The sequence below is a fragment of the Bacillus sp. RC240 genome (assembly GCF_044907945.1).
Taxonomy (GTDB): Bacteria; Bacillota; Bacilli; order Bacillales; family Bacillaceae_G; genus Bacillus_A; species Bacillus_A mycoides.
Window position 1 is genome coordinate 337674 of sequence record NZ_JBIYCT010000001.1, and the last position, 20061, is coordinate 357734.

The 20061-nt window shown below is 34.9% G+C and carries 25 protein-coding genes; 16 read left to right on the forward strand and 9 right to left on the reverse strand.

Features of this window, described 5'->3' with window-relative positions; genetic code table 11:
- Window positions 1–69 precede the first annotated feature (69 nt).
- The 7 genes from ABH955_RS01655 to ABH955_RS01685 all read left to right on the forward strand — a co-directional run bounded on the left by ABH955_RS01655 (window position 70) and on the right by ABH955_RS01685 (window position 5128).
- Window positions 70–819 (forward strand): Nif3-like dinuclear metal center hexameric protein, encoded by a 750-nt coding sequence (locus tag ABH955_RS01655; protein WP_098167798.1) that lies wholly within the window; start codon window positions 70–72, stop codon window positions 817–819.
- A gap of 5 nt (window positions 820–824) precedes the next feature.
- Window positions 825–1319, forward strand: a complete 495-nt coding sequence (locus ABH955_RS01660) for an NUDIX hydrolase (protein ID WP_215551955.1) — start codon at window positions 825–827, stop codon at window positions 1317–1319.
- Window positions 1320–1430: 111 nt separating this feature from the next.
- Window positions 1431–2276, forward strand: coding sequence for a phosphotransferase family protein (locus ABH955_RS01665; RefSeq protein WP_404456764.1), 846 nt, complete (start codon window positions 1431–1433; stop codon window positions 2274–2276).
- A gap of 32 nt (window positions 2277–2308) precedes the next feature.
- Window positions 2309–2866, forward strand: coding sequence for a DUF7010 family protein (locus tag ABH955_RS01670; RefSeq protein ID WP_404456767.1), 558 nt, complete (start codon window positions 2309–2311; stop codon window positions 2864–2866).
- A gap of 29 nt (window positions 2867–2895) precedes the next feature.
- The gene (locus ABH955_RS01675; RefSeq protein WP_404456770.1) at window positions 2896–3720 is read left to right on the forward strand and encodes an MBL fold metallo-hydrolase; all 825 of its coding nucleotides are present in this window, start codon (window positions 2896–2898) and stop codon (window positions 3718–3720) included.
- Window positions 3721–3736: 16 nt separating this feature from the next.
- Complete coding sequence (locus ABH955_RS01680) at window positions 3737–4303, forward strand: SGNH/GDSL hydrolase family protein (RefSeq protein WP_404456773.1); 567 nt, start codon at window positions 3737–3739, stop codon at window positions 4301–4303.
- Window positions 4304–4651: 348 nt separating this feature from the next.
- Window positions 4652–5128: a heme-degrading domain-containing protein gene (locus ABH955_RS01685; RefSeq protein WP_404456776.1), complete on the forward strand. Its 477-nt coding sequence runs from the start codon at window positions 4652–4654 to the stop codon at window positions 5126–5128.
- Window positions 5129–5197: 69 nt separating this feature from the next.
- On the opposite strand, the gene ABH955_RS01690 is transcribed toward ABH955_RS01685, so the two are convergent.
- Entirely contained in the window at window positions 5198–5371 is a 174-nt protein-coding gene (locus ABH955_RS01690; protein ID WP_001162783.1) for a DUF1272 domain-containing protein, read from the reverse strand.
- Window positions 5372–5566: 195 nt separating this feature from the next.
- Between ABH955_RS01690 and ABH955_RS01695 the strand changes: the two genes are divergently transcribed.
- Window positions 5567–6421 carry a pentapeptide repeat-containing protein gene (locus ABH955_RS01695; RefSeq protein WP_002185327.1) on the forward strand — a complete coding sequence of 285 codons (855 nt, stop codon included), beginning with the start codon at window positions 5567–5569 and terminating at the stop codon, window positions 6419–6421.
- Between the two features lie 20 nt (window positions 6422–6441).
- Window positions 6442–6978 (forward strand): hypothetical protein, encoded by a 537-nt coding sequence (locus ABH955_RS01700; protein WP_404490815.1) that lies wholly within the window; start codon window positions 6442–6444, stop codon window positions 6976–6978.
- 20 nt (window positions 6979–6998) lie between these two features.
- Here the strand turns inward: ABH955_RS01700 and ABH955_RS01705 are convergent, their stop codons facing one another.
- Window positions 6999–7886, reverse strand: a complete 888-nt coding sequence (locus ABH955_RS01705) for a DMT family transporter (protein ID WP_404448502.1) — start codon at window positions 7884–7886, stop codon at window positions 6999–7001.
- A gap of 344 nt (window positions 7887–8230) precedes the next feature.
- On the opposite strand from ABH955_RS01705, the gene ABH955_RS01710 reads away from it, so the two are divergent.
- Window positions 8231–9016 (forward strand): glycosyltransferase family 2 protein, encoded by a 786-nt coding sequence (locus ABH955_RS01710; protein WP_404448590.1) that lies wholly within the window; start codon window positions 8231–8233, stop codon window positions 9014–9016.
- Here ABH955_RS01710 and ABH955_RS01715 read toward each other — a convergent pair.
- From ABH955_RS01715 to rfbF, 4 genes are read right to left on the reverse strand one after another with little or no spacing between them, the layout of a single operon-like run.
- Entirely contained in the window at window positions 8985–9908 is a 924-nt protein-coding gene (locus tag ABH955_RS01715; RefSeq protein WP_404456782.1) for an NAD-dependent epimerase/dehydratase family protein, read from the reverse strand. The two genes, ABH955_RS01710 and ABH955_RS01715, sit on opposite strands and share 32 nt — an antisense overlap.
- Window positions 9905–11128, reverse strand: a complete 1224-nt coding sequence (locus ABH955_RS01720; protein ID WP_404456785.1) for a methyltransferase domain-containing protein — start codon at window positions 11126–11128, stop codon at window positions 9905–9907. The genes ABH955_RS01715 and ABH955_RS01720 overlap by 4 nt, the downstream gene beginning before the upstream one ends.
- A gap of 12 nt (window positions 11129–11140) precedes the next feature.
- Window positions 11141–12196 (reverse strand): CDP-glucose 4,6-dehydratase, encoded by a 1056-nt coding sequence (gene rfbG / locus ABH955_RS01725; protein ID WP_404448508.1) that lies wholly within the window; start codon window positions 12194–12196, stop codon window positions 11141–11143.
- A gap of 1 nt (window position 12197) precedes the next feature.
- A complete protein-coding gene (gene rfbF / locus ABH955_RS01730) occupies window positions 12198–12965 on the reverse strand; it encodes a glucose-1-phosphate cytidylyltransferase (RefSeq protein ID WP_404456788.1) in 768 nt (255 codons plus the stop codon).
- A gap of 276 nt (window positions 12966–13241) precedes the next feature.
- On the opposite strand from rfbF, the gene ABH955_RS01735 reads away from it, so the two are divergent.
- The 4 genes from ABH955_RS01735 to ABH955_RS01750 all read left to right on the forward strand — a co-directional run bounded on the left by ABH955_RS01735 (window position 13242) and on the right by ABH955_RS01750 (window position 16327).
- A complete protein-coding gene (locus tag ABH955_RS01735) occupies window positions 13242–13646 on the forward strand; it encodes a MerR family transcriptional regulator (RefSeq protein WP_078178706.1) in 405 nt (134 codons plus the stop codon).
- Window positions 13647–13765: 119 nt separating this feature from the next.
- Window positions 13766–15088: a hemolysin family protein gene (locus ABH955_RS01740; RefSeq protein ID WP_002137356.1), complete on the forward strand. Its 1323-nt coding sequence runs from the start codon at window positions 13766–13768 to the stop codon at window positions 15086–15088.
- Between the two features lie 53 nt (window positions 15089–15141).
- Window positions 15142–15555, forward strand: a complete 414-nt coding sequence (locus ABH955_RS01745) for an ATP synthase subunit I (protein ID WP_002190205.1) — start codon at window positions 15142–15144, stop codon at window positions 15553–15555.
- A gap of 220 nt (window positions 15556–15775) precedes the next feature.
- Window positions 15776–16327, forward strand: a complete 552-nt coding sequence (locus ABH955_RS01750; protein WP_002190204.1) for a DUF2179 domain-containing protein — start codon at window positions 15776–15778, stop codon at window positions 16325–16327.
- 157 nt (window positions 16328–16484) lie between these two features.
- Here ABH955_RS01750 and ABH955_RS01755 read toward each other — a convergent pair whose 3' ends face one another.
- The 3 genes from ABH955_RS01755 to ABH955_RS01765 form a co-directional block, all read right to left on the reverse strand.
- Window positions 16485–16712, reverse strand: coding sequence for a DUF3923 family protein (locus tag ABH955_RS01755; protein ID WP_404448513.1), 228 nt, complete (start codon window positions 16710–16712; stop codon window positions 16485–16487).
- A 75-nt stretch (window positions 16713–16787) separates the two neighbouring features.
- Window positions 16788–17174, reverse strand: coding sequence for a hypothetical protein (locus tag ABH955_RS01760; protein ID WP_404448515.1), 387 nt, complete (start codon window positions 17172–17174; stop codon window positions 16788–16790).
- Between the two features lie 228 nt (window positions 17175–17402).
- Complete coding sequence (locus ABH955_RS01765; protein ID WP_404456792.1) at window positions 17403–18599, reverse strand: MDR family MFS transporter; 1197 nt, start codon at window positions 18597–18599, stop codon at window positions 17403–17405.
- Between the two features lie 112 nt (window positions 18600–18711).
- Between ABH955_RS01765 and ABH955_RS01770 the strand changes: the two genes are divergently transcribed.
- Window positions 18712–19254: a CGNR zinc finger domain-containing protein gene (locus ABH955_RS01770; protein WP_078176842.1), complete on the forward strand. Its 543-nt coding sequence runs from the start codon at window positions 18712–18714 to the stop codon at window positions 19252–19254.
- Between the two features lie 41 nt (window positions 19255–19295).
- Window positions 19296–20051 (forward strand): class I SAM-dependent methyltransferase, encoded by a 756-nt coding sequence (locus tag ABH955_RS01775; protein ID WP_404456794.1) that lies wholly within the window; start codon window positions 19296–19298, stop codon window positions 20049–20051.
- The last annotated feature ends 10 nt before the right edge of the window (window positions 20052–20061 follow it).

The following is a 20061-nucleotide window of genomic DNA, read 5'->3' on the forward strand; positions in this document are numbered from 1 at the left end:
GTATGTAACGTCGTTAAATAGTATTTCCTTATTTTTGAAATATAAAAGTAAATGAAAGGAGAAATGAAAATGAATATAACGCAGTTCAAAGAACATATTACATCACTTTTTGAAGAGCATCTTAATAAATACGGTGATGACGAGTATGGCTTCACTCACATTAGTAAAGAGGAATTTCACAAAATAGGTTACACGACAAATTTGACGCTAGAAACAATTGAAGAAGCGTATAGAAATGGTGTCGATATGATAGTTACACATCATGCACCGTGGAGTTTTCTATTCGGTATGGAAGAGGCTTGTATTGAGAAATTAAAAGAATATGAAATGAATCATTTTTGGATTCATTTGCCGTTAGATTTTGTAAAGTTTGGCACGTGTACGTCGTTATTTAATGAAATTGGGATAGATACAATACTGGAATATTCCACGTATGAGGAAGAAGAGCTACCGGGAATAGGAGAATATAAAGAAGCGATTCCGTTTTCAAATTTAGTTGAAAAACTTGAAGAGAGAATGGAAGAGAAAGTGAAGAGCTGGAAAAATCATGACAGGCCAGTAAAACGGATTGCGATATTAACAGGTGCAGGAAACAATACAAACCTTATTGAGCGTGCGCTAGAAAAAGGTTGTGATACGTACATAACGGGAGAAAAAACATTATATACAGTGCAACATGCGAAATTTAAAGGCATCAATTTGATTGTAGGAAGCCACACATTTACAGAAGTATTTGGTGTAGGAAGTTTGGCTCGTAAGTTAAAAGAAAGAGATCGTGCAATAGAGATTATTAGATTAAATGAAGAGCATTTGGAGTGAGGGAAATGGTAACTATATGCGCAAATTATGGGGAATCAAAAGTGAGGTTAACGTGGAAAAAAGATTGTATATTGCCAGAATACGAAAGAATCACGAGTGTTCACGGTTTTTGTTTTCATAATAATAATAAGGTTTTACTGATAGACCATGAGCAGCGTGGTTGGGACTTTCCTGGTGGGCATATAGAAGAAGGGGAACTACCAGAAGAATGTTTTAAAAGAGAAGCGTGGGAAGAAGGTTATGTAAAAGGAGAATGTACTTTATTTGGATATATTATCGTTGACCATAGTGATAATCCAAATTGGAATGAAAATAGTCCGTATCCAAAAGTAGGGTATCAGCCGTTCTACCGGATGGAGATTAATGAAGTGCATAAGTTTGACGGTGAGTATGAATCCGATAAAAGGATGTTTGTTAGAGTAGAAGAGAGTGCAGCGTATCATTATAAATGGAATGAATTATATGATGAAATCTTGAAGGAAGCCGTTTTGATAAAATGAAAATTAATTTCTGCAATATTAAGATGTTAGAAGGGATTCTCTTGCGATTGTCAAATAATAGTAAAGTTGTCTTTCGAATTGGGGGAATCTTCGGAATTAAAGGGTGAGAGAATGGACATTTCAATAATTGCTGCACAACTAGTTAAGGAGAAAGTTATTTCACATGATCCAAATAGCGTAAAAGCGTTGAACGGAGGAACGACAAGTACTGTATATTTGTTGGACGAAAAATATGTAGTAAAGCTGAATGAAGCGGAAGTAATACGTGAAGAAGCTAATTTTCTCTCATTTTATGAGGAGAATAGTTTATTTTCAAAGCTTTTGTATAAGGAACCTTTACATACATATTTCGTGTATTCTTTCCTTGAAGGTAATACTTTGTGTAAACAAGGATATAAACGAAGTACGCTTCGTACACTTGTAAAAGAAGTTGTCAATAAGTATAAAATGGTTCCAGGGGCAGAAGGCTGGGGATGGAAAGAAAGTCCGGTTCAATCTTGGAATGAATTTTTAACGGCAAATGTGATGGAAGCTTATGAAAATGTAAGACGTTACATAAGTGAGGAAGAGTATAGAATTGTTCTTAAACTAGCGAATAGTCCAAATAGGGGGACTGGAATAAATCAGCCATTTTTATTACATGGTGATTTCGGATTTCATAATTTTATATTCCAAGAGAATGAGCTGTATGGAGTAATTGATCCATTACCAGTACTAGGAGATCCTATATACGATTTAATTTACGCGTTCTGTTCAACACCAGAAGATTTGACGAAAGAAACCATTCAGTATGTGATGAAACAATGTGTATTTCGTAAAAGGGACCGAGATTTATATGAAGAACTAGTAATAGGTTTATATTTGCGTATCGATACATGCTTAAGACACCACCCAAAAGATTTAGAAGATTACTTAGAAGCTTGGCGTTATTGGATGGGCGAAATTGAGACGACTTGATAGCACAAATATTGGGAGGGGGAGATAGTGAAATGAACATTTCAGAAGCAAAAAGAGATTTAGCACAAAAAACGAAGAAGGGATTTCCTGTTATAATAGCTGGTCTTTTATTTTGGATTGTAGCGAGCATAACTGGTGTTCTTCTTTCAGAAAGGCAAGTTGTGTGGGTATATTTAATTGGTATGGGCTGTGTGTTTCCTTTCGGCTTAATGATAGCTGCTATATTAAAAATTGACATGTTTGCGAAAGGAAACCCGCTAGGGACTTTAGCTGGAGTAATTGGTGGGATAAATGTATTGAATATCCCGTTTGTATTACTTGCATATTTTCAATTTCCGGAGTGGTTACCTTTTGTAGTAGCGATGTTAATAGGTGTTCATTTTTTACCATATGTATGGATTTATGAAAGTAAAAGTTATGGTTTTTTATCAGTAGGAACTGTATTAGTAACGTCAGTATGTGGGATTCTTTTTGCGGGAAAAGGATTTATTGTAATTCCTATGGCGGTTACAGTTGTCTACTTTATTACTCTTATAAGCGTATCACTTGAAAATAAAAAAGCAGAAAACGATCAACAAATATCAGCTTAATAAAAAATTAAAGGGATAGGGGAATAACTATGAATAATTTCGTTTGTACAACGTGCGGAGTACAGTATGCAGCGAGTGTGGAAGAACCGGTAAGTTGTGTTATTTGTGATGAGGAGAGACAATATGTTAATCCGAAAGGGCAGTCATGGACAACTTTAGAAAACTTGCAAACGAGTGATACATATAAAAATGAAATTATAGAAGAAGAAAATGGGCTTTATAGTATTACGACAAAACCAGAATTTGCGATCGGTCAGACGGCATTTGTAGTAAAAACAGAGTCATATCGTTTGCTGTGGGATTGTATTACTTATTTAGATGAAACGACGATTGAGAAGATAAAAGAGTGGGGCGGATTAGATGCGATTGCACTGTCGCATCCGCATTATTATTCAACGCAAGTAGAATGGGCAGAAACGTTCGATGTACCAATTTATATACATGAAAACGATAAAGAGTGGGTTATGCGCCCGAGTAGTCGTATTATTTATTGGACTGGTGAGTCTTTACAATTAGCAGATGGAATTACTGTGCATCGTCTCGGAGGGCATTTTAGTGGCGGTTCTGTATTACATTGGGAAGAAGGAAATGATGGGAAAGGTATATTATTAACAGGTGATATTATTCAAGTTGTAGCGGATGGGCGGTGGGTGAGTTTCATGTATAGTTATCCGAACTTAATTCCACTACCAGCAAGGAAAGTGGAAGAGATGGCGAATCGAGTGAAGCCGTTACAATTTAATCGTCTATATAACGCCTTTCACCGAGTAGTAAAAGAAAATGCAAATGAGGCAGTTGAACGTTCTGCGGAAAGATATGTGAAAGCGATAGAAGGAAAGTTGTTTCATACGTAAAAGGAGTGCTAGATTAATGAAAACGTTAGTATGCTTTGGCGATAGTATTACAGCTGATGAAACATTTTTTGATGGAACGCCGAGGTTAACACCACGTTTGCAAGAGATGTTTCCAAATTGGAAAGTGGTTAATGCAGGTATTCCGGGTGATAATACGCTCGATGCACTACAAAGGATTGAAGAGGATGTATTATCGCATGAACCAGACTTTGTAACAGTTTTTATCGGTACGAATGATTCGGTATTATTTGATCCAGTTCCATTACAGTCGTACAAAGAAAATTTAGAGGGAATTGTAAATACGATCTCACCAGAAAAAGTATTACTTATTAGTCCTGCACCAGTTGATGAAGCAAGGCAACATAATAGAACGAATGAAGTACTCGGTCAATATGCAGACGTGGTTGAGGAAGTGGCGAAAGAAACAGGAAGTCATTTTCTCAATTTGTACGCTGAAATGATTCAAGAAAAGGATTATAAGAGATTTGTAGAAGATGATGAAAAAGACGGTTTACACTTCGGACCACAAGGTTATGAATATTTAGCGAAGTTAATTTGTGAAAAGTTAAAAGGGATTTTGTAGGAAGCAAAGCGTGGGCGCTTTGCTTTTTTGTATTTCTTGTAATGAATTCGCGTGTATTAATTTGGCTTTTTCGGTATTCACACGAGTAAAATATAGTATCTTTTCGCAAGGACATTGTAGCACTGTAAAAATGCAAACACCTTACTATATTTTAATTAATCAAGGAAGTAGACAATTCTTGTACTAAATGTTTAGTATCTATAGCACTTTAAAGAACATACATTTTTAATGTGTTAAATATAATTCATAATAGCACCAGTAAGAAGAAAACAAGCGTTACGGTACTATAGAGTCTGGTAATTCTAAAAAATGTCAATGTGGTATAAGACAATTAGGGAGGTTAAAGATATGAGTACTTCAAATTTGAGTGAAATAAGTAAACAAATATTAATAGAGGAGGAAACACTTCAATTTTCCTCTTTTACAAATGAAGATGCCTTGCAATTAGGTTTATTTATCGTTGAAACAGCAAAGCGAGAGGGAAAGTTGATTGCTGTTGATATAACCAAAAATGGTGTGCAATTATTTCATTTCAAGATGACAGGGACAACTGAGGAAAATACGAAATGGATTGAGCGTAAAAAACGGGTCGTTTCCCTGCATAATCATAGTTCGTATTATATGCAGATAGAAAGTGAAATAAGCGGAATTCCATATCATGAAAAATACCGTTTAGATGGCTCGGAATATGCTGCGTTTGGTGGATGTTTTCCTATCCAAATAAAAAACGTAGGGGTTATTGGAATGATAACCGTCTCAGGATTACCACCAGAAGTAGATCATGAGTTGGTTATAAGGGCAGTTAAAAATCATTTAAATCAATAATAGAAGTAATTTTAATGGTTAAATAAAAAGGCGAAAATGAACATATTCCTGTTCGTTTTTGCCTTTTTATTATTTCTTTTTCGGTCTACGTACTAACTCGCCGCCACAATTTGGGCAAACGTTTTGTCTTTCCTCTGTACATGGTGCACAAAATGTACATTCATACACGCATATGTATGCTTCAGAATCAGGCTGAAGGGAATGGTCGCAAATTTGACAGTTTGTTTTCATTTCTAATGCCATCGTAATCCTCCTCGTTATTTGAAAGTTCTTAATTTAATTATAATTAATATTGTAGTGGGTGTCCTTTTTAAATGAAAAGAAATAGACGGATTATGTTGTTGTTTGAAATGAAATAGGTCCATTTGTTTTAAAATTGATTATTTAGTGCAGTTGGAATATTATGAAATAGTCAAAAGACAACAGGGGGTATATATTTTGACTAATCATAACGACTATTTTCGTGTAGAAGAGGATGTAAATTACAATAGTTTAAAAGCGGATTGTGAAAAATGTTTTGGATTATGTTGTGTAGCATTACCGTTTGCAGCATCAGTAGATTTTGCGGTGAATAAAGATGGTGGTAAACCTTGTACAAATCTACAATCAGATTATAAATGTAGTATACATAGAGATCTTAGAGGAAAAGGCTATAAAGGTTGTACAGTATTTGAATGTTTCGGTGCTGGACAAAAGATTTCTCAAGTTACGTTTAAAGGAATTGATTGGCGGACAGATGCCGAGCATGCGAGAGAAATGTATGATGCTTTTCCGGTTATGCATCAGCTTCATGAAATGCTTTGGTATTTGAAGGAAGCTATTCTATTAAAGGCGACGCAGACAATTCATAAAGAGCTGAAGGAAGCAATTGAAGAGACAGAGCGTCTTTCTAATTTAAGTTCAGATGAGTTAATGGAAGTAAATGTGCCATTACACCGTGCAGAAGTGAACATTCTCCTTTTAGAGACGAGTGAATTAGTATGGAAGGAAATGAATGTTGCACGTAAAAAACGAATCAGTCACCGCGGAGCAGATCTTATGGGAGCTAACCTTAAAAAGAGGGATTTACAAGGAGCAAATTTAAGAGGAGCTTATCTTATTGCGGCTAATTTACGAGATGCAAATTTAAGGGGAGCGGATCTCATCGGAGCAGATTTGCGAGATGCAGATATTCGCGGGACAGATTTTACAAATAGTATTTTTCTTACGCAAGTGCAAATTAATGCGGCGAAAGGGGACAAATATACGAAATTACCGAAAGTGTTGTCTCGTCCAGTTCATTGGACTACGTAAAGAGTATGGAGTGAAATAGTTTGGATATTTTTCAGTATTTAGAGGAAATGCAGGAAGCCGTATTTTCGTTATCGGTATCTCAAATAGAATCGAAGTATTATGATATTTGTCGCACACTAGCGTCAAGTGAGGATGCGGAGCGAATTAAATTGATTCCATTAGATTCATACAGGGAAAGTATGAGGATAGGTTTGAAAGAAGCTTTAGAAATTACTGCAAGTGAAGAGGTAAAAGCAATTTATTTTGAATATGATCTTGATAATGAGTGGGATAGTCAGTTCTATGTTTGTGACGATTACATGTTTCTTGAAGTAGAGGATGATGATTGGGCCAGTGATTGGACGGATGAAATAGAAGGACCATCTTTAGGAGAGCTAGCTGATATTTATGGTGAAAATGGCTTTGATTCAGATAAAAAGGCTGTAGGTATTACTCTATATTTAATCGCAAGAACAGTGTGTAGTTTTATCAATGCACGTAGTGGTTTGCAAAGTAATATACCAATTTGCATTGGTTTTCACGACCAAGACCCAATTATGCGAACAGGCAGAGACTAAGTCTCTGCCTGTTTTTTATACTACGTTCTCTTTTCAAAAGTAGTAATTATAACGCTACATATAATAAGGATACCACCAATGAAAAAGTTACTACTTAACGTCTCATTTAATAGGAGCCAGCCAAGTATTGAACCGACGATAGGTTGAAAGAAGAAAAATAATGAGCCAATGCTAGCATCCATTAATTCTAACCCTTTATTCCAAAGAAAAAATGCACCTGCGGTTGAGACAATTCCTAAATAGAGTACGCCTAATAATACGTACATGTTTATATGTTCAATAGGACTTGATTGGAGTTCCCATACCATAAAAGGTGTAATGAAAAAGAGTGAAAAGAATATTGCGTACGTTGTAATAATTAAAGATGAAAATCGAGCGGAAGCGATTTTTACATAAATGGACAGTAAAGCCCACGTAATAGCGGCTCCAACTAAAATGATTGTACCGATAAAATAGGAGCCGATTTCAATATCCCATCCGATAACGATAATGACACCGATTGTCGCTATTATAGTTGATAAAAGTCTACGAGTAGTTAGTTTCTCTTTTAAAATGAACGCTGCAAATATAACCATAAATGCAGGTGTAGCTGATGTCACTAAGGAGCCTGTATGAGCATCGGATAATTTCGTTCCGATAAATTGACATGTGATTGAAATGAAATACCCGATGAATCCAATCCAAGCAAATAATAGCCAATCTTTTTTGTGGATGGGTACTTTTTTCTTTTGCTTTTTTTCAGTTATTTTCAAAATCACATATAAAACAACAAAAGCGATAATAAAACGTAGCCAAACGAGTGTAAGTGGCGGGATAAAGTCGAGTACGTATTTACTAACGACGTACATACCGCCCCATATACTTGCTGCTAGAGATAAACATATAGCTCCTAAAATTGTTTGTTTCATTTGAATTACCTCCGTCTATTTTTAGGGTTATGATTTATTCCCTAAGACGAGGCATAGTGCACTAGTTATATGAATGCCCGTCTTAGATTATAGACGGACTACAGGTTGATCGTTTTCGAATGAAGTGTTGTAGTACATGAGCGCATTCCTCCTTCATAATTTTATAATGATATTATAACTTAATTTTCAGTTTATTGGGATGTTAATTGTACGGAGTTGATTCTTTAGAAAATGGTGGTTGTCGAAGAAAGCATAGTATATGGTAGAAAAACATATTTTAAAAATAAAAGAAACCAATTACATAACTGATAAGTATATTAAGAGTAGGATGAAAAAGTAGATTAATAGAGAAAGAGGAGGAGATTATTATAACTACAACCGTTATTTCTCATTTTTACAATGAAGAGTATTTATTACCGTGGTGGCTTATGCATCATACGAAACTGTTTGATCATGGTATTTTAATTAATAAAGGTTCTACAGATCGTTCAGTCGAAATTTGCAAAAAATTCGCACCGCATTGGGAAGTGCGAGATTCTACAAATCCAGAGTTTGATGCATTAGCGACAGACCATGAAGTGATGAGGGTGGAACAAGAAGTAGAAGGTTGGAAAATGATTTTAAATACGACTGAGTTTCTTTGTGTGCAAGATAAAAATCAGTTTTGGAAATCACTAAATGAATTGGGAGAGAGGATGTATTGGCTGGAAGGGCTTATTATGGTCGATGATCTTAACTATAATTATCCGGAACTTAACTTTGGAATACCTTTAATGAAACAGCGATTTCACGGTTACTTACCGGAAGATTGGAGATTATGGAGAAGAGGTAGATTCATTCATAATAATGAACATGGAAGCTACACTGTTGGAAGGCATTTAACTGCACATGAATTTATGAATTACCCACCTCTTGCTTGTATTGCATGGTTTGGATTTAGTCCGTGGAACGATGCGATGAGGAAGAGGAAATTACAAATTGGTCCGACTCTTTCTGAAGGTAGTAAGCATGCAGGAATGGGGACACATCACATTATTACACCTGAAAGATTAGAAGAATGGTATAAGGAATTAGCGAGAGAGACGAAGGATTTACGTTTTAGTGCTGCGTATCGTTATGCTTTTTTATAAATGATTCCCACCATAAAATTGTTTCTTCGATTCCAGTATTTAGATTGTACGTCGGTTTCCAGTTTACTTCAGTTTTTAAACGTTCTACATTAACACCGACGAATAAAGGTTCATCTTTAGAGAAAGGAATCGCACCTAGTTTAATTAAATTTTCTTTTCCTATTTTTTTAGCAATGATAGAAGCTAATTCTTTAATTTGTACAGATTGACCAGAAGCGATATTGATTGTGCCTGTAACATTGCGTTCTAATACTGTTACGAGAGCATCAGCGACGTCACTCACATGGAGGAAATCTCTTAATTGTTTTCCATGTGTACATAGTGCTTCCTCATTTTTTAATAAGGACGTGATAATGTTAGAAACGAGTCGATTCCCTTGTTCGTGAGGGCCATACATATGAAAAATGCGGCTCCAACACATGCTGAGGCCGGTTTGCCCAGCGTATGATTGTAGCCAGGAATGTAGTGCGTTTTTACATAATGAATACGGGGTTTTATAGGAAAGAAGCGGTGAATCTTCAAATAATACGCCGTTAAACCATTCATATTCTGCGCCAGTACCGGCAACGATGACTCGCTTTCCGCCGCACGTTGTGAAGTGTTGAATTAATGAGATACTGGATGTAAGCCAATAGTAATTATTAATAGATACATAACACGCTGGTGGCACTGCTTCCCAAGCTAAATGAATGAGATGACTAGGCTTCATGTCGTAAATGAGTTTTTTTACTTCTTCATCGCAAAGTAAGTTTACTTTATGCCAATGGCAAGAAAGGTGAGAAGGCTTATTTGTATTGTAGGTGGCGTGCACTTCATAGCCCTTTTGTATAAGGGAATTTACAACATATTTACCAATCCATCCACTACCGCCTGTTACAAGGATTTTTTTCATGGCTCAATCACCTCAACTTCTGGAATCGTTACTAAAAATTTGCCGCCCCATTCACGAATGAAAGAGCATTCTTTCATAATTTCGTCTTTCAAATTCCAAGGAAGTATGAGAATGTAATTAGGTTTTGTACGTTTTATTTCTTCAGGAGATTGTATTGGAATGCGGGTTCCTGGTAGAAGGAGATTTTGTTTGTGAGGGTTTTTATCTACTGTATAATTTAGAAACTCTTTTCCTATCCCGCAATAATTTAAAAGGGTGTTTCCTTTAGCAGGAGCGCCGTAACCGATAATTTGTTTGTCTAAAGCTTTTGCTTCGATAAAAAACTTTAAAATACTTATTTTCAATTGTTCTATGCGTTCAGAAAAAAGGAGATAGCAATCTAATGTATCTAGCCCGTGATCTACTTCTTTTTGGATTATATTTGTAACACTGGAATGGATAGTGGATGAGTCACTGTGATGGTTTACAAAAATACGCAATGAACCACCGTGCGTTGAAAGCTCTTCTACATCAACAATTTTCAAATGATGATAAGCTAAAACTTTTTGAAGACTTATAAGAGAGAAGTAAGAGAAGTGCTCATGATAGATTGTGTCAAACTGTTTAAAGGATATGAGGTTTAATAAGTGAGGGAATTCAATTGTTATCGTGCCATCTTGCTTTAATAACGTTTTTAAACCGGCGACAAAATCATGCAAGTTTGGAACATGTGCTAATACGTTATTTGCGACGATTAAATCAGCTTGTGGTAACTTTTTTGCTAAGTCATTGCTGAAAAAATTCACTTCAGTAGGAATTCCTTTTTGGATAGCGATTTCTGCTACGTTTTTCGCTGGTTCAATTCCAGTAGTATTGATGTTTTCTTTTTGGAAGTATTGTAATAAGTATCCATCGTTACTTGCGATTTCAATCACTTTCGAATGGTTTGTTAAGTTGAAACGCTTAATCGCCATTTCTACATATTGCTTAGCGTGTAGTAGCCAACTGGAGGAATAAGAGCTAAAGTATAAATAGTCATGAAAAATATTGTGCGGAGATTCAAATTCATCTAATTGTACAAGTAAACAAGAGTTACAAACAAACGTGTGCAGCGGATAAAATGGCTCCATTTTATATGAGTGTTCTGGAGCTACAAATGAGTTAGCGAGAGGAGAAACGCCTAAATCTAAAAAAGTATTTGTGAGTAATGAGTGGCAAAAACGGCATTTTTTCTGTTCCATTTTATAGCCCCCTTATAAATTTTTGAATGCATCGATTTGTTGTCGCGTGAAAGATTCCATATTTTGACCAGATGCATATTTTTTGTACCAATCAACAGTCCAAGCGATAGAATGATCTGTTGATAATTTAGGAGTCCAACCGAGTTTATTTACTGCTTTTGTACTATCAAGTGTTAAAATAGGTGATTCATAAAGAGTATTTGTATGAGGGGAAAGGATTGTTAGTGGTTGATTCCATAATTTTATTATAGATTGAATGACATCATGAACGGTTCTGTTAAGTTCATTCATCGGGCCGAAATTCCAAGCTGCTGCATATTCGGCGTCTTTCGAAAGGTTTTCAGCTAATAGAATATAGCCATGTAAAGGATCTAATACGTGTTGCCATGGGCGAATAGCGTTTTTGTTTCTAATATTTAATGTATTATCTTGTAAATATGCACGAATGATATCTGGGAATAATCGGTCTTCTGCCCAATCACCGCCGCCGATGACGTTACCTGCTCTTACTGAGGCAAGTTTCAGAGTGTTAGTGTGGAAGAATGATTTTTGATATGATGTTGCAACTAGTTCAGCACAAGCTTTACTAGCACTATAAGGGTCGAAACCTCCTAGTCGGTCAGTTTCCACGAATGCCCGGTTACCGCTCCCATCATTTTCATAGCATTTATCACTTGTAACATTAATGATGCCACGTATACTTTCTATATGCTTTGCCGCTTCTAATACGTGAACAGTACCTAAAACATTCGTTTTAAATGTTTCGATAGGATTTTTGTATGAAGTGGTGACGATTGGCTGAGCTGCTAAATGAAATAGTATGTCAGGGTTATGTTGTTTCAGGGCATGGAATAAAGAATCGTAATCTGTAATATCGCCTTTAATTGTTATGCACTCTTTTGATACGTTACATTGTTCAAAAAGGTTAGGGGTGGATGGGGGGTGAGAAGAATAGCCAACTACTTCTGCACCTAATGAAGTTAAAAAAAGAGTAAGCCATGAGCCTTTAAAGCCAGTATGTCCTGTAATAAATACTTTTTTCTTATTCCAAAAAGATGATGAAGCCATATTACCAAACCTTCCACGGAGCGTTATTACTTTCCCATAGCTCGACTAATTTATTTTTATCGCGCAATGTATCCATTGGATGCCAAAAACCAGTATGTTGATATGCGGCCAATTCGTTTTTGTTTACTAACTGAACTAAAGTGTCTGTTTCAAAAACAGACTTATCTCCACTAATGTAATTGAAAATATCAGGATTTAAAACGAAAAATCCACCGTTAACCCATCCGCCATCACCTAATGGTTTCTCTTGAAAGGATGTTACAGACTGTTTATCTAATACGAGAGAACCAAATCTGCCTGGAGGTTGTACGGCAGTAACAGTAGCTATTTTGCTGTGTTTTTTATGAAATGCCATCAGTTCTTTTATATTTATATTACTTAATCCATCGCCATAAGTGAGGCAGAAAGGTTCGTCCCCGACGAAATTTTGTATTTTCTTAACTCGTCCACCTGTTTCGGTATTTAGACCGGTATCAATCAGTGTAATTGTCCATGGTTCTATACGATGAGAATGGTTAGTAATTGTATTGTCGCTTAAATGTATCGTGAAATCGGACATGTGTAAGTTGTAATTTAGAAAGAATTCTTTAATTGCATATCCTTTATAGCCTAAGCAAATAATAAACTCAGTAATGCCGTAATGACTATACAAACTCATAATGTGCCATAGAATAGGCTTTGTTCCAATTTCAATCATAGGTTTTGGTTTTAAATGAGTTTCTTCCCCAATCCTTGTTCCGTATCCACCTGCAAGAATAACAGCTTTCATTTTTTCCTCCTAATTATAAAAAAAATTTGATATCGATGTTATTATGATATGTACTTAAATTAGAAAGGAACGGGAAATTTCATAGTTATATTTCGTTCGTTTTGGTTTTTTGAATTTAAGTATTTTATTATATAATTAAATTAATAGATTAGATTGTATAAGATGAGACGATAAATTTTGTATAAATTATGAATGATAAACCGTCACGTTTGACTGTACAGTTTATGTATTGTATGATGGTAGTAATATAAACAAGGGGGGAAGATCGTTGGGAAGGTGTATCGAATCGGACAGTTGGCTCTCATGGCTCACGTGTCGAAACGAACGATTGATTATTATACGAATCTAGGAATCTTAAAAGCGGAGCGATCTCAATCTAATTATCGCTATTACGACGAAACAGCATTTGAGACATTACAATTTATTGAGAAGTGCAAAGAAATGCATATGCCGCTTTGTGAGATTAAAGAGAAGATCGAGGAGAAGAAGCTGCTCGGTATCAATGAACACGTTTCGAAACATGTGAATGAAGTGACAGACCATATTCATAGATTAGAAGCAGAACTAACAGAGTTAAAGCCTCTTTTAGATGAATTGACTGATTCACAACGTGAAAAAATATCGAAATCTTTATCTGGTCAAACGACAGCTTTAATACAGACACTTGCTCTATTATTATAGAATAAGTGAAATCCGACCTCTTTAATTTTTGTATCGGGCTATGTTTTCTAACGAACAAATAAGAAAACATTATAGTATACAGGAGGTGGACACCTTAGTTTTTTAACTAAGGGGATTCATTGGAAATATTTAATTTAGTCATGGTTGCGATTTTAATCGCATTTACTGGATTTTTCGTAGCAGCAGAGTTTGCGATTGTTAAGGTACGTTCAAGTCGCATTGATCAGCTTGTTGCGGAAGGGAAACGCGGCGCATTAGCAGCGAAAAAGGTAACAACAAATTTAGATGAATATTTATCTGCTTGTCAATTAGGTATTACAGTTACAGCGATGGGATTAGGTTGGTTAGGTGAACCGACAATCGAAAAGTTATTACACCCGTTATTTGAGAAATGGAACATAAATCCTTCTATTTCATCAGTATTAACTTTTGGTCTTGCTTTTATGCTAATGACATATTTACACGTTGTAGTAGGGGAATTAGCTCCGAAAACGCTGGCAATTCAAAAGGCTGAAAAAGTAACGTTGTTATTGGCAACTCCGTTAATGATGTTCTATAAAATCATGTATCCATTTATTTGGGTATTGAACGGTTCAGCTCGTGTTATAACTGGTTTATTCGGTTTGAAACCAGCTTCTGAACATGAAGTAGCTCATACAGAAGAAGAATTACGTCTTATTCTTTCGGATAGCTATGAAAGTGGCGAAATTAATCAAGCTGAATACAAGTATGTAAATAATATCTTTGAATTTGATAATCGCATCGCGAAAGAGATAATGGTACCGCGTACAGAAATCGTTGGTTTCTATCTTGAAGATTCAGTAGAAGAACACATGAAAGTAATCCAAAATGAACGATACACACGTTATCCGATTTTTGGAGAAGATAAAGATGATATTATCGGTATGGTCAACGTAAAAGATTTCTTTATTCGATATATGAACAACGATCAAGAAGATTTATCATCGATTCGCACGTATATGCGTCCGATTATTGAAGTTATGGAAACGACTCCAATTCATGATTTATTACTGCAAATGCAGAAGAAGCGAATTCCAATGGCTGTTTTATATGATGAGTACGGAGGAACAGCTGGAATTGTAACGCTTGAAGATATATTGGAGGAAATCGTCGGCGAAATTCGTGATGAATATGATGAAGATGAAGCACCACCAATTCAACATGTGAACGAGTATCATAAAATTGTTGATGGAAAAGTGCTTATCTCAGAAGTAAAAGATTTGTTTGGATTACACATTGAAGAAGACGATGTGGATACAATCGGTGGATGGATTATGATGCAAAATCATGAAATCGAAGAAGGACAATACGTTGAAGCAGAAGGCTATGAATTTAAAGTGTTAGAAAAAGATGCTTATCAAATTAAACGTGTTGAAATTCAAAAAATGGAACAAGAACAAGAGAAAGCAGCAACTGTGTAAGTTGCTGCTTTTCTTCTGACACATAATAAAATGTGAAATTAGGAGCGGATATTTTGATTCAAGTAGCCTTACGTGTATATCGATTACAATTGTATACGATCTTTAGTGGTTTACTACTAATGTGGGCGGTTACTCCGTTTGGGAAACAAGTGACAGGATTCGGTATTGGTTTAGCAGTTAGCGCATATTGTCTTTGGCTATTAGCTCGCAGAGTGGAGAAATTAGGAAGAAGTATCGTGATGAAAGAAAAGGCTCCTGGATTAGGAGTTTTAAACCGATTTGCAGCCGCAATATTAGGGGCTATCATTATGTATGAAATTGAGCATGAAATGGAAATGTGGGCATTTGGTACTGGAATATTAGGTGGACACTTTTTAATGATTGCGAATTTAGCCTATGCAAATATGCAGTTAGTAAAAGAAGAAGAGAAGCAAAGAGAACAAGCTTCGAAAAACATAGGGTTATGAGGAAAGGGACCTAATCAGGTTCCTTTTTTGGGTTTAAAAATAAATGATATAATACGAGTGAATTACTGGTACTTATCGAATTTACGCCAAACATAATACGCTTATTTTTGAGGCATTTCAATAGTATGAAAAAAAATTAAAAAAAATTTAAAAACCCATCGATTTCTAAAGCTTATGTATGTTATCATGACAAAAGACTTTTTGAAAGAGGTGGATACCAATGTTACAAGCGTTACTTATTTTTGTGCTTCAAATTATTTATGTTCCAATTTTAACAATCCGTACGATTTTGCTTGTAAAGAATCAAACAAGATCCGCTGCTGGTGTTGGATTGTTAGAAGGAGCTATTTACATTGTCAGTTTAGGTATTGTGTTTCAAGATTTATCAAATTGGATGAACATCGTTGCCTATGTCATTGGCTTTAGTACGGGACTTTTATTAGGCGGTTATATAGAGAATAAATTAGCAATTGGTTATATTACGTATCAAGTTAGTTTACTAGACCGTTGTAATGAATTAGTAGATGAATTACGTCACTCTGGATTCGGTGTTACGGTATTTGAAGGTGAAGGAATAAATTCTATACGTTATCGCTTAGATATCGTTGCAAAGCGCTCTAGAGAGAAAGAACTTTTGGAAATTATTAATGAAATCGCACCGAAAGCGTTTATGTCTTCTTATGAAATTCGTTCGTTTAAAGGTGGATACTTAACGAAGGCGATGAAGAAGAGAGCGTTGTTGAAGAAGAAGAAAGATGAACATGCATCGTAAGAAAAAGGGAGTAGTATGGCTTAAAATAAGTTTATAACCATAATCCTATATGAATACGAAAATGTAAAAGAGAGGAATCTATTTTAAAAAAGATTCCTCTCTTTTTTTAAAAAATAATTTCTCGTATAATTCTAAAAAAATTTAAAGTTATGTATGATTATTTTTTATTGCTCTTTCTCAAATTAACAATTAGCCATATAGCTTGAATAATTATCGGTAATATAAATGCAATTAATAAAACGATAAATGCTACTAATTTCAGCTCGGGTGTTTGAGTAACACCAGTACCATCAACCTCTCTTAGCCAAATGATAGCTGCCAATATCCCAAAAATGGTAATACAAAATATGTTACCAATCCACCAAAAAATCCATCGTCTTTTCATATTAGCACCTCTTATATTTACCCTCTGTTAAAAGTATATTTACGTTCGTTACATTTAAATGAAATAATTATAAAATTAATTTTTTTCAACTGTATATCTAACTTGTTTAAAGGTTGCCATGTCTCCATCTTCGTTATCATCTTTCGTTTGCAAAAGTTGAACTCTTGGCTTGTAGTCCGTCCTATGAGCGTGTTCGATATCTTTAATGTTAAGTCTGTAGGATTCACCATTATTTATTTTTTGTTCCAATACTTTTTTATTGGCTACATAAATAAAAGTCACTTTATTTTCATCAATGCCCTCGGTCTTAATTTCTAATTTATTATCTTTTGTTGTAATCGTGGGTGTTAATAATTCAATACTGCCGTTTCCAGTTTCTAAAGACTGTTCTACTATAGTTGAACATCCGTATAATGTGATTAGGATGAATAGAAGAAGGCTAAATCCTTTTATCTTTTTCACAAGATCCCCCCTAATTTAAAAACCTTTTGATTTGTCATTCCTAGACCGTTAGTGTGGAACATAGATAAATAGCTATTAATCTGACAATATTATACCATAATATGTAAAATGTAACAGGTGTATATTTACTTTAAGGGATAGCTTCAGGATTTTATGTTTTTTATCGTATTGAAAGATACGTTTATTATTGTAAATTCGCATTTCCTAATTCTTGAAAATTGTAATTTTTTAAAGGTGTTTTGTATCTTTACATAGGGATTCATGTTTTTTAGAAATAAGTTTTTTAGTATTTAAAATATGTAATGCAATAAAGCCGATAAGTCCAAATGTACCGAAAATAAGCCAAGGTGCATACATTCCGTTTAAGTTCGATGTAAACGATGTACCGGTATAATTACCAACGATAAAACCAAATGCGAGTGATAGTTGATAAAATCCGAAATAAGTAGCTGTATACGATTCGTTACTGTAATTTGCAATAGCGATATCAGCGTTAGGTAATACGAGCGTTTCACCGATTGTAAATAAAATTACACAAATAAATAGCCAATATGGATGTTGGAATAAAGGAATGAGTAAAAAGGAAATACCCATTAATAAAACACCGTATTTAATAATAGAAAGTGTGTTGTATTTATGAAAGAGTTTCCGGAATAATACCATAAATATGACGCCTGTTATTGCATTTATCGTAATAACTAGTGTAGCGAGCTGGTTGCTATGACTAATGTTTTTCATATGAAGTGGAAGTGCGACAGTAAGCTGAGTAAACATAATGTAGAAGAAAATCATAATAAATGAAAATAAAAGAAAGGTTTTATTTTGAAAGATTGCCTGTATTCCTAATGTAATAGACGTGTTTTCAGTAGAGACTTGGAAGTGATTTTTAAGCAAGTAAAAGATAAGAGAGAATAACAGCATAAGAGATCCTGTTAGAGAGAAAGCATATATCGGATTGAGTAAGAGTAAGAAACCTCCTGCAATTGGTCCGATTATCGCACCGCAATTAAAACTAAGGTTTAAGTATGTAAATAAACTTTTTCTCATATGAGCTGGTTGTGAGCCGAATATGGCGCGAGCAGCAGGTTCATAAAATGCAGTCCCAAAACCGATAAGTGCGGAAGAAATAGAAATTGTATAGAAATCAGAGCATATTCCTAAGGCTATAAATCCGATTCCTCTTAAAAATAATCCGGCTATCATCATAATGATATAACCTGTTTTATCCGCGATTAGCCCTGAGAATAAAGGGATAATTCGAGATGTGATTGTCATAACTGTTAAAACTGTTCCTACTTGCATCGCTGAAAAGTGGAGAAAATTTAATAGATAAATAGCTAAAAAGGCATATACCGCAAAATAACCAAAAGACATGAAAAATGAAGCAATAAGCATGAAACGTATCGGTATTGAGAAAATTTTCATAGAACTCCTCCTAATTTTGTAACCAGTAAAATTAATTAGTGGTTAACGATTTTATATTATAATTATACATAAAGTTAGAAAAAAGTAAATTTTAAGAAAAAGGTGAATGGAATTGAATCAGAACGCACCAAATGAATTAGAATATATTCGGGGATTTTTAAATACATGGAGAATACCAAATGATACGAGAGAGCCAATTGATTTGTTGCAAACAGAAGGTGATATAAAGCAATTTATGAAAAAACATTTTCATAAAGAGTTTCTTTTTCATACGATAGATGAATTGAAACGTTTTCGAGAAGACATTCGGCTAACAATTGAAGGGGAAGGATCGTTGCAAAAGTGGTTAGAAAAATACCCATTTCAAGTACATGTAAAGGAAGATATGAAAGGTATTACATATGAACCAATACACGAAGAGAATGTGTATACAAAAATATTAAGCGTTGTTTTAATAGCGATTCAAGAAAATTTGTGGGGAAGGTTAAAAGCATGTCCGGATTGCCACTGGGTCTTTTATGATCATTCGCGTAATGGAAGTAAAAGATGGTGCGGTATGTATGCTGGAGAAGAAGGAGGAAGAGCGTGCGGAACGATCGCAAAAGTGAAAAACTACCGAGCGAAAAGAAAAGGGAGATCAAGTTATAATGTGTAATTTATATTAGGGGAAGAAAATTGGATGGGGGGATGTAGAATATGAAAGGTACACAAATGTTAGCTTTAAATAAAAAGTGTTGGGATACAGTTGCACCTTATTTCTTTCAAGTGGATTGTTTACCGGAATATGGTCCGTATACAGCGTCTGAAGATGAGATTCATTTGTTTGATTCAATCAGAAATAAAAAGGTTCTTGATATTGGATGTGGAAGTGGGCATTCGTTGCAATATATGGCAGAACATGGGGCAGAGGAAGTATGGGGTCTTGATCTTTCAAGTGAACAAATTAAAACAGCGAAAGAAACGTTAAAGAGTTGGAATCTAAAGTTAATATGCGGAGCAATGGAAGAAGAAGGAGATATTCCGAAAGGGTATTTTGATATTGCATATTCCATTTATGCATTAGGTTGGACTTCAGATTTAGGAAAAACGTTGGAATTGATTTATTCATACTTAAAGCCAGGAGGAAGTTTTATTTTTAGCTGGGAGCATCCCGTATATTCAAACTTACAGTATGGTACAGAAGAAATTGCTTTAAAGTCTTCTTATCATGAGGAAACGCCTATTACGTTTGAAACATTTAAAGGAGAAAATGTGCAAGCGACATTATATAAGAGAAAAATAAGTACATACATAAATGAGTTAAATAGAGCGGGATTTACAATTGAGAGAATAGAAGAGCCTGAACCGTCTCGTGCATTTGATGAAGAAATAGCTGAACCTTCTACGAAATATTATTCTTTATATAAAGCTAGAATAGTGCCAACTACTTTTATTATTAAGGTGAGAAAGTAAAGTGTTTTAT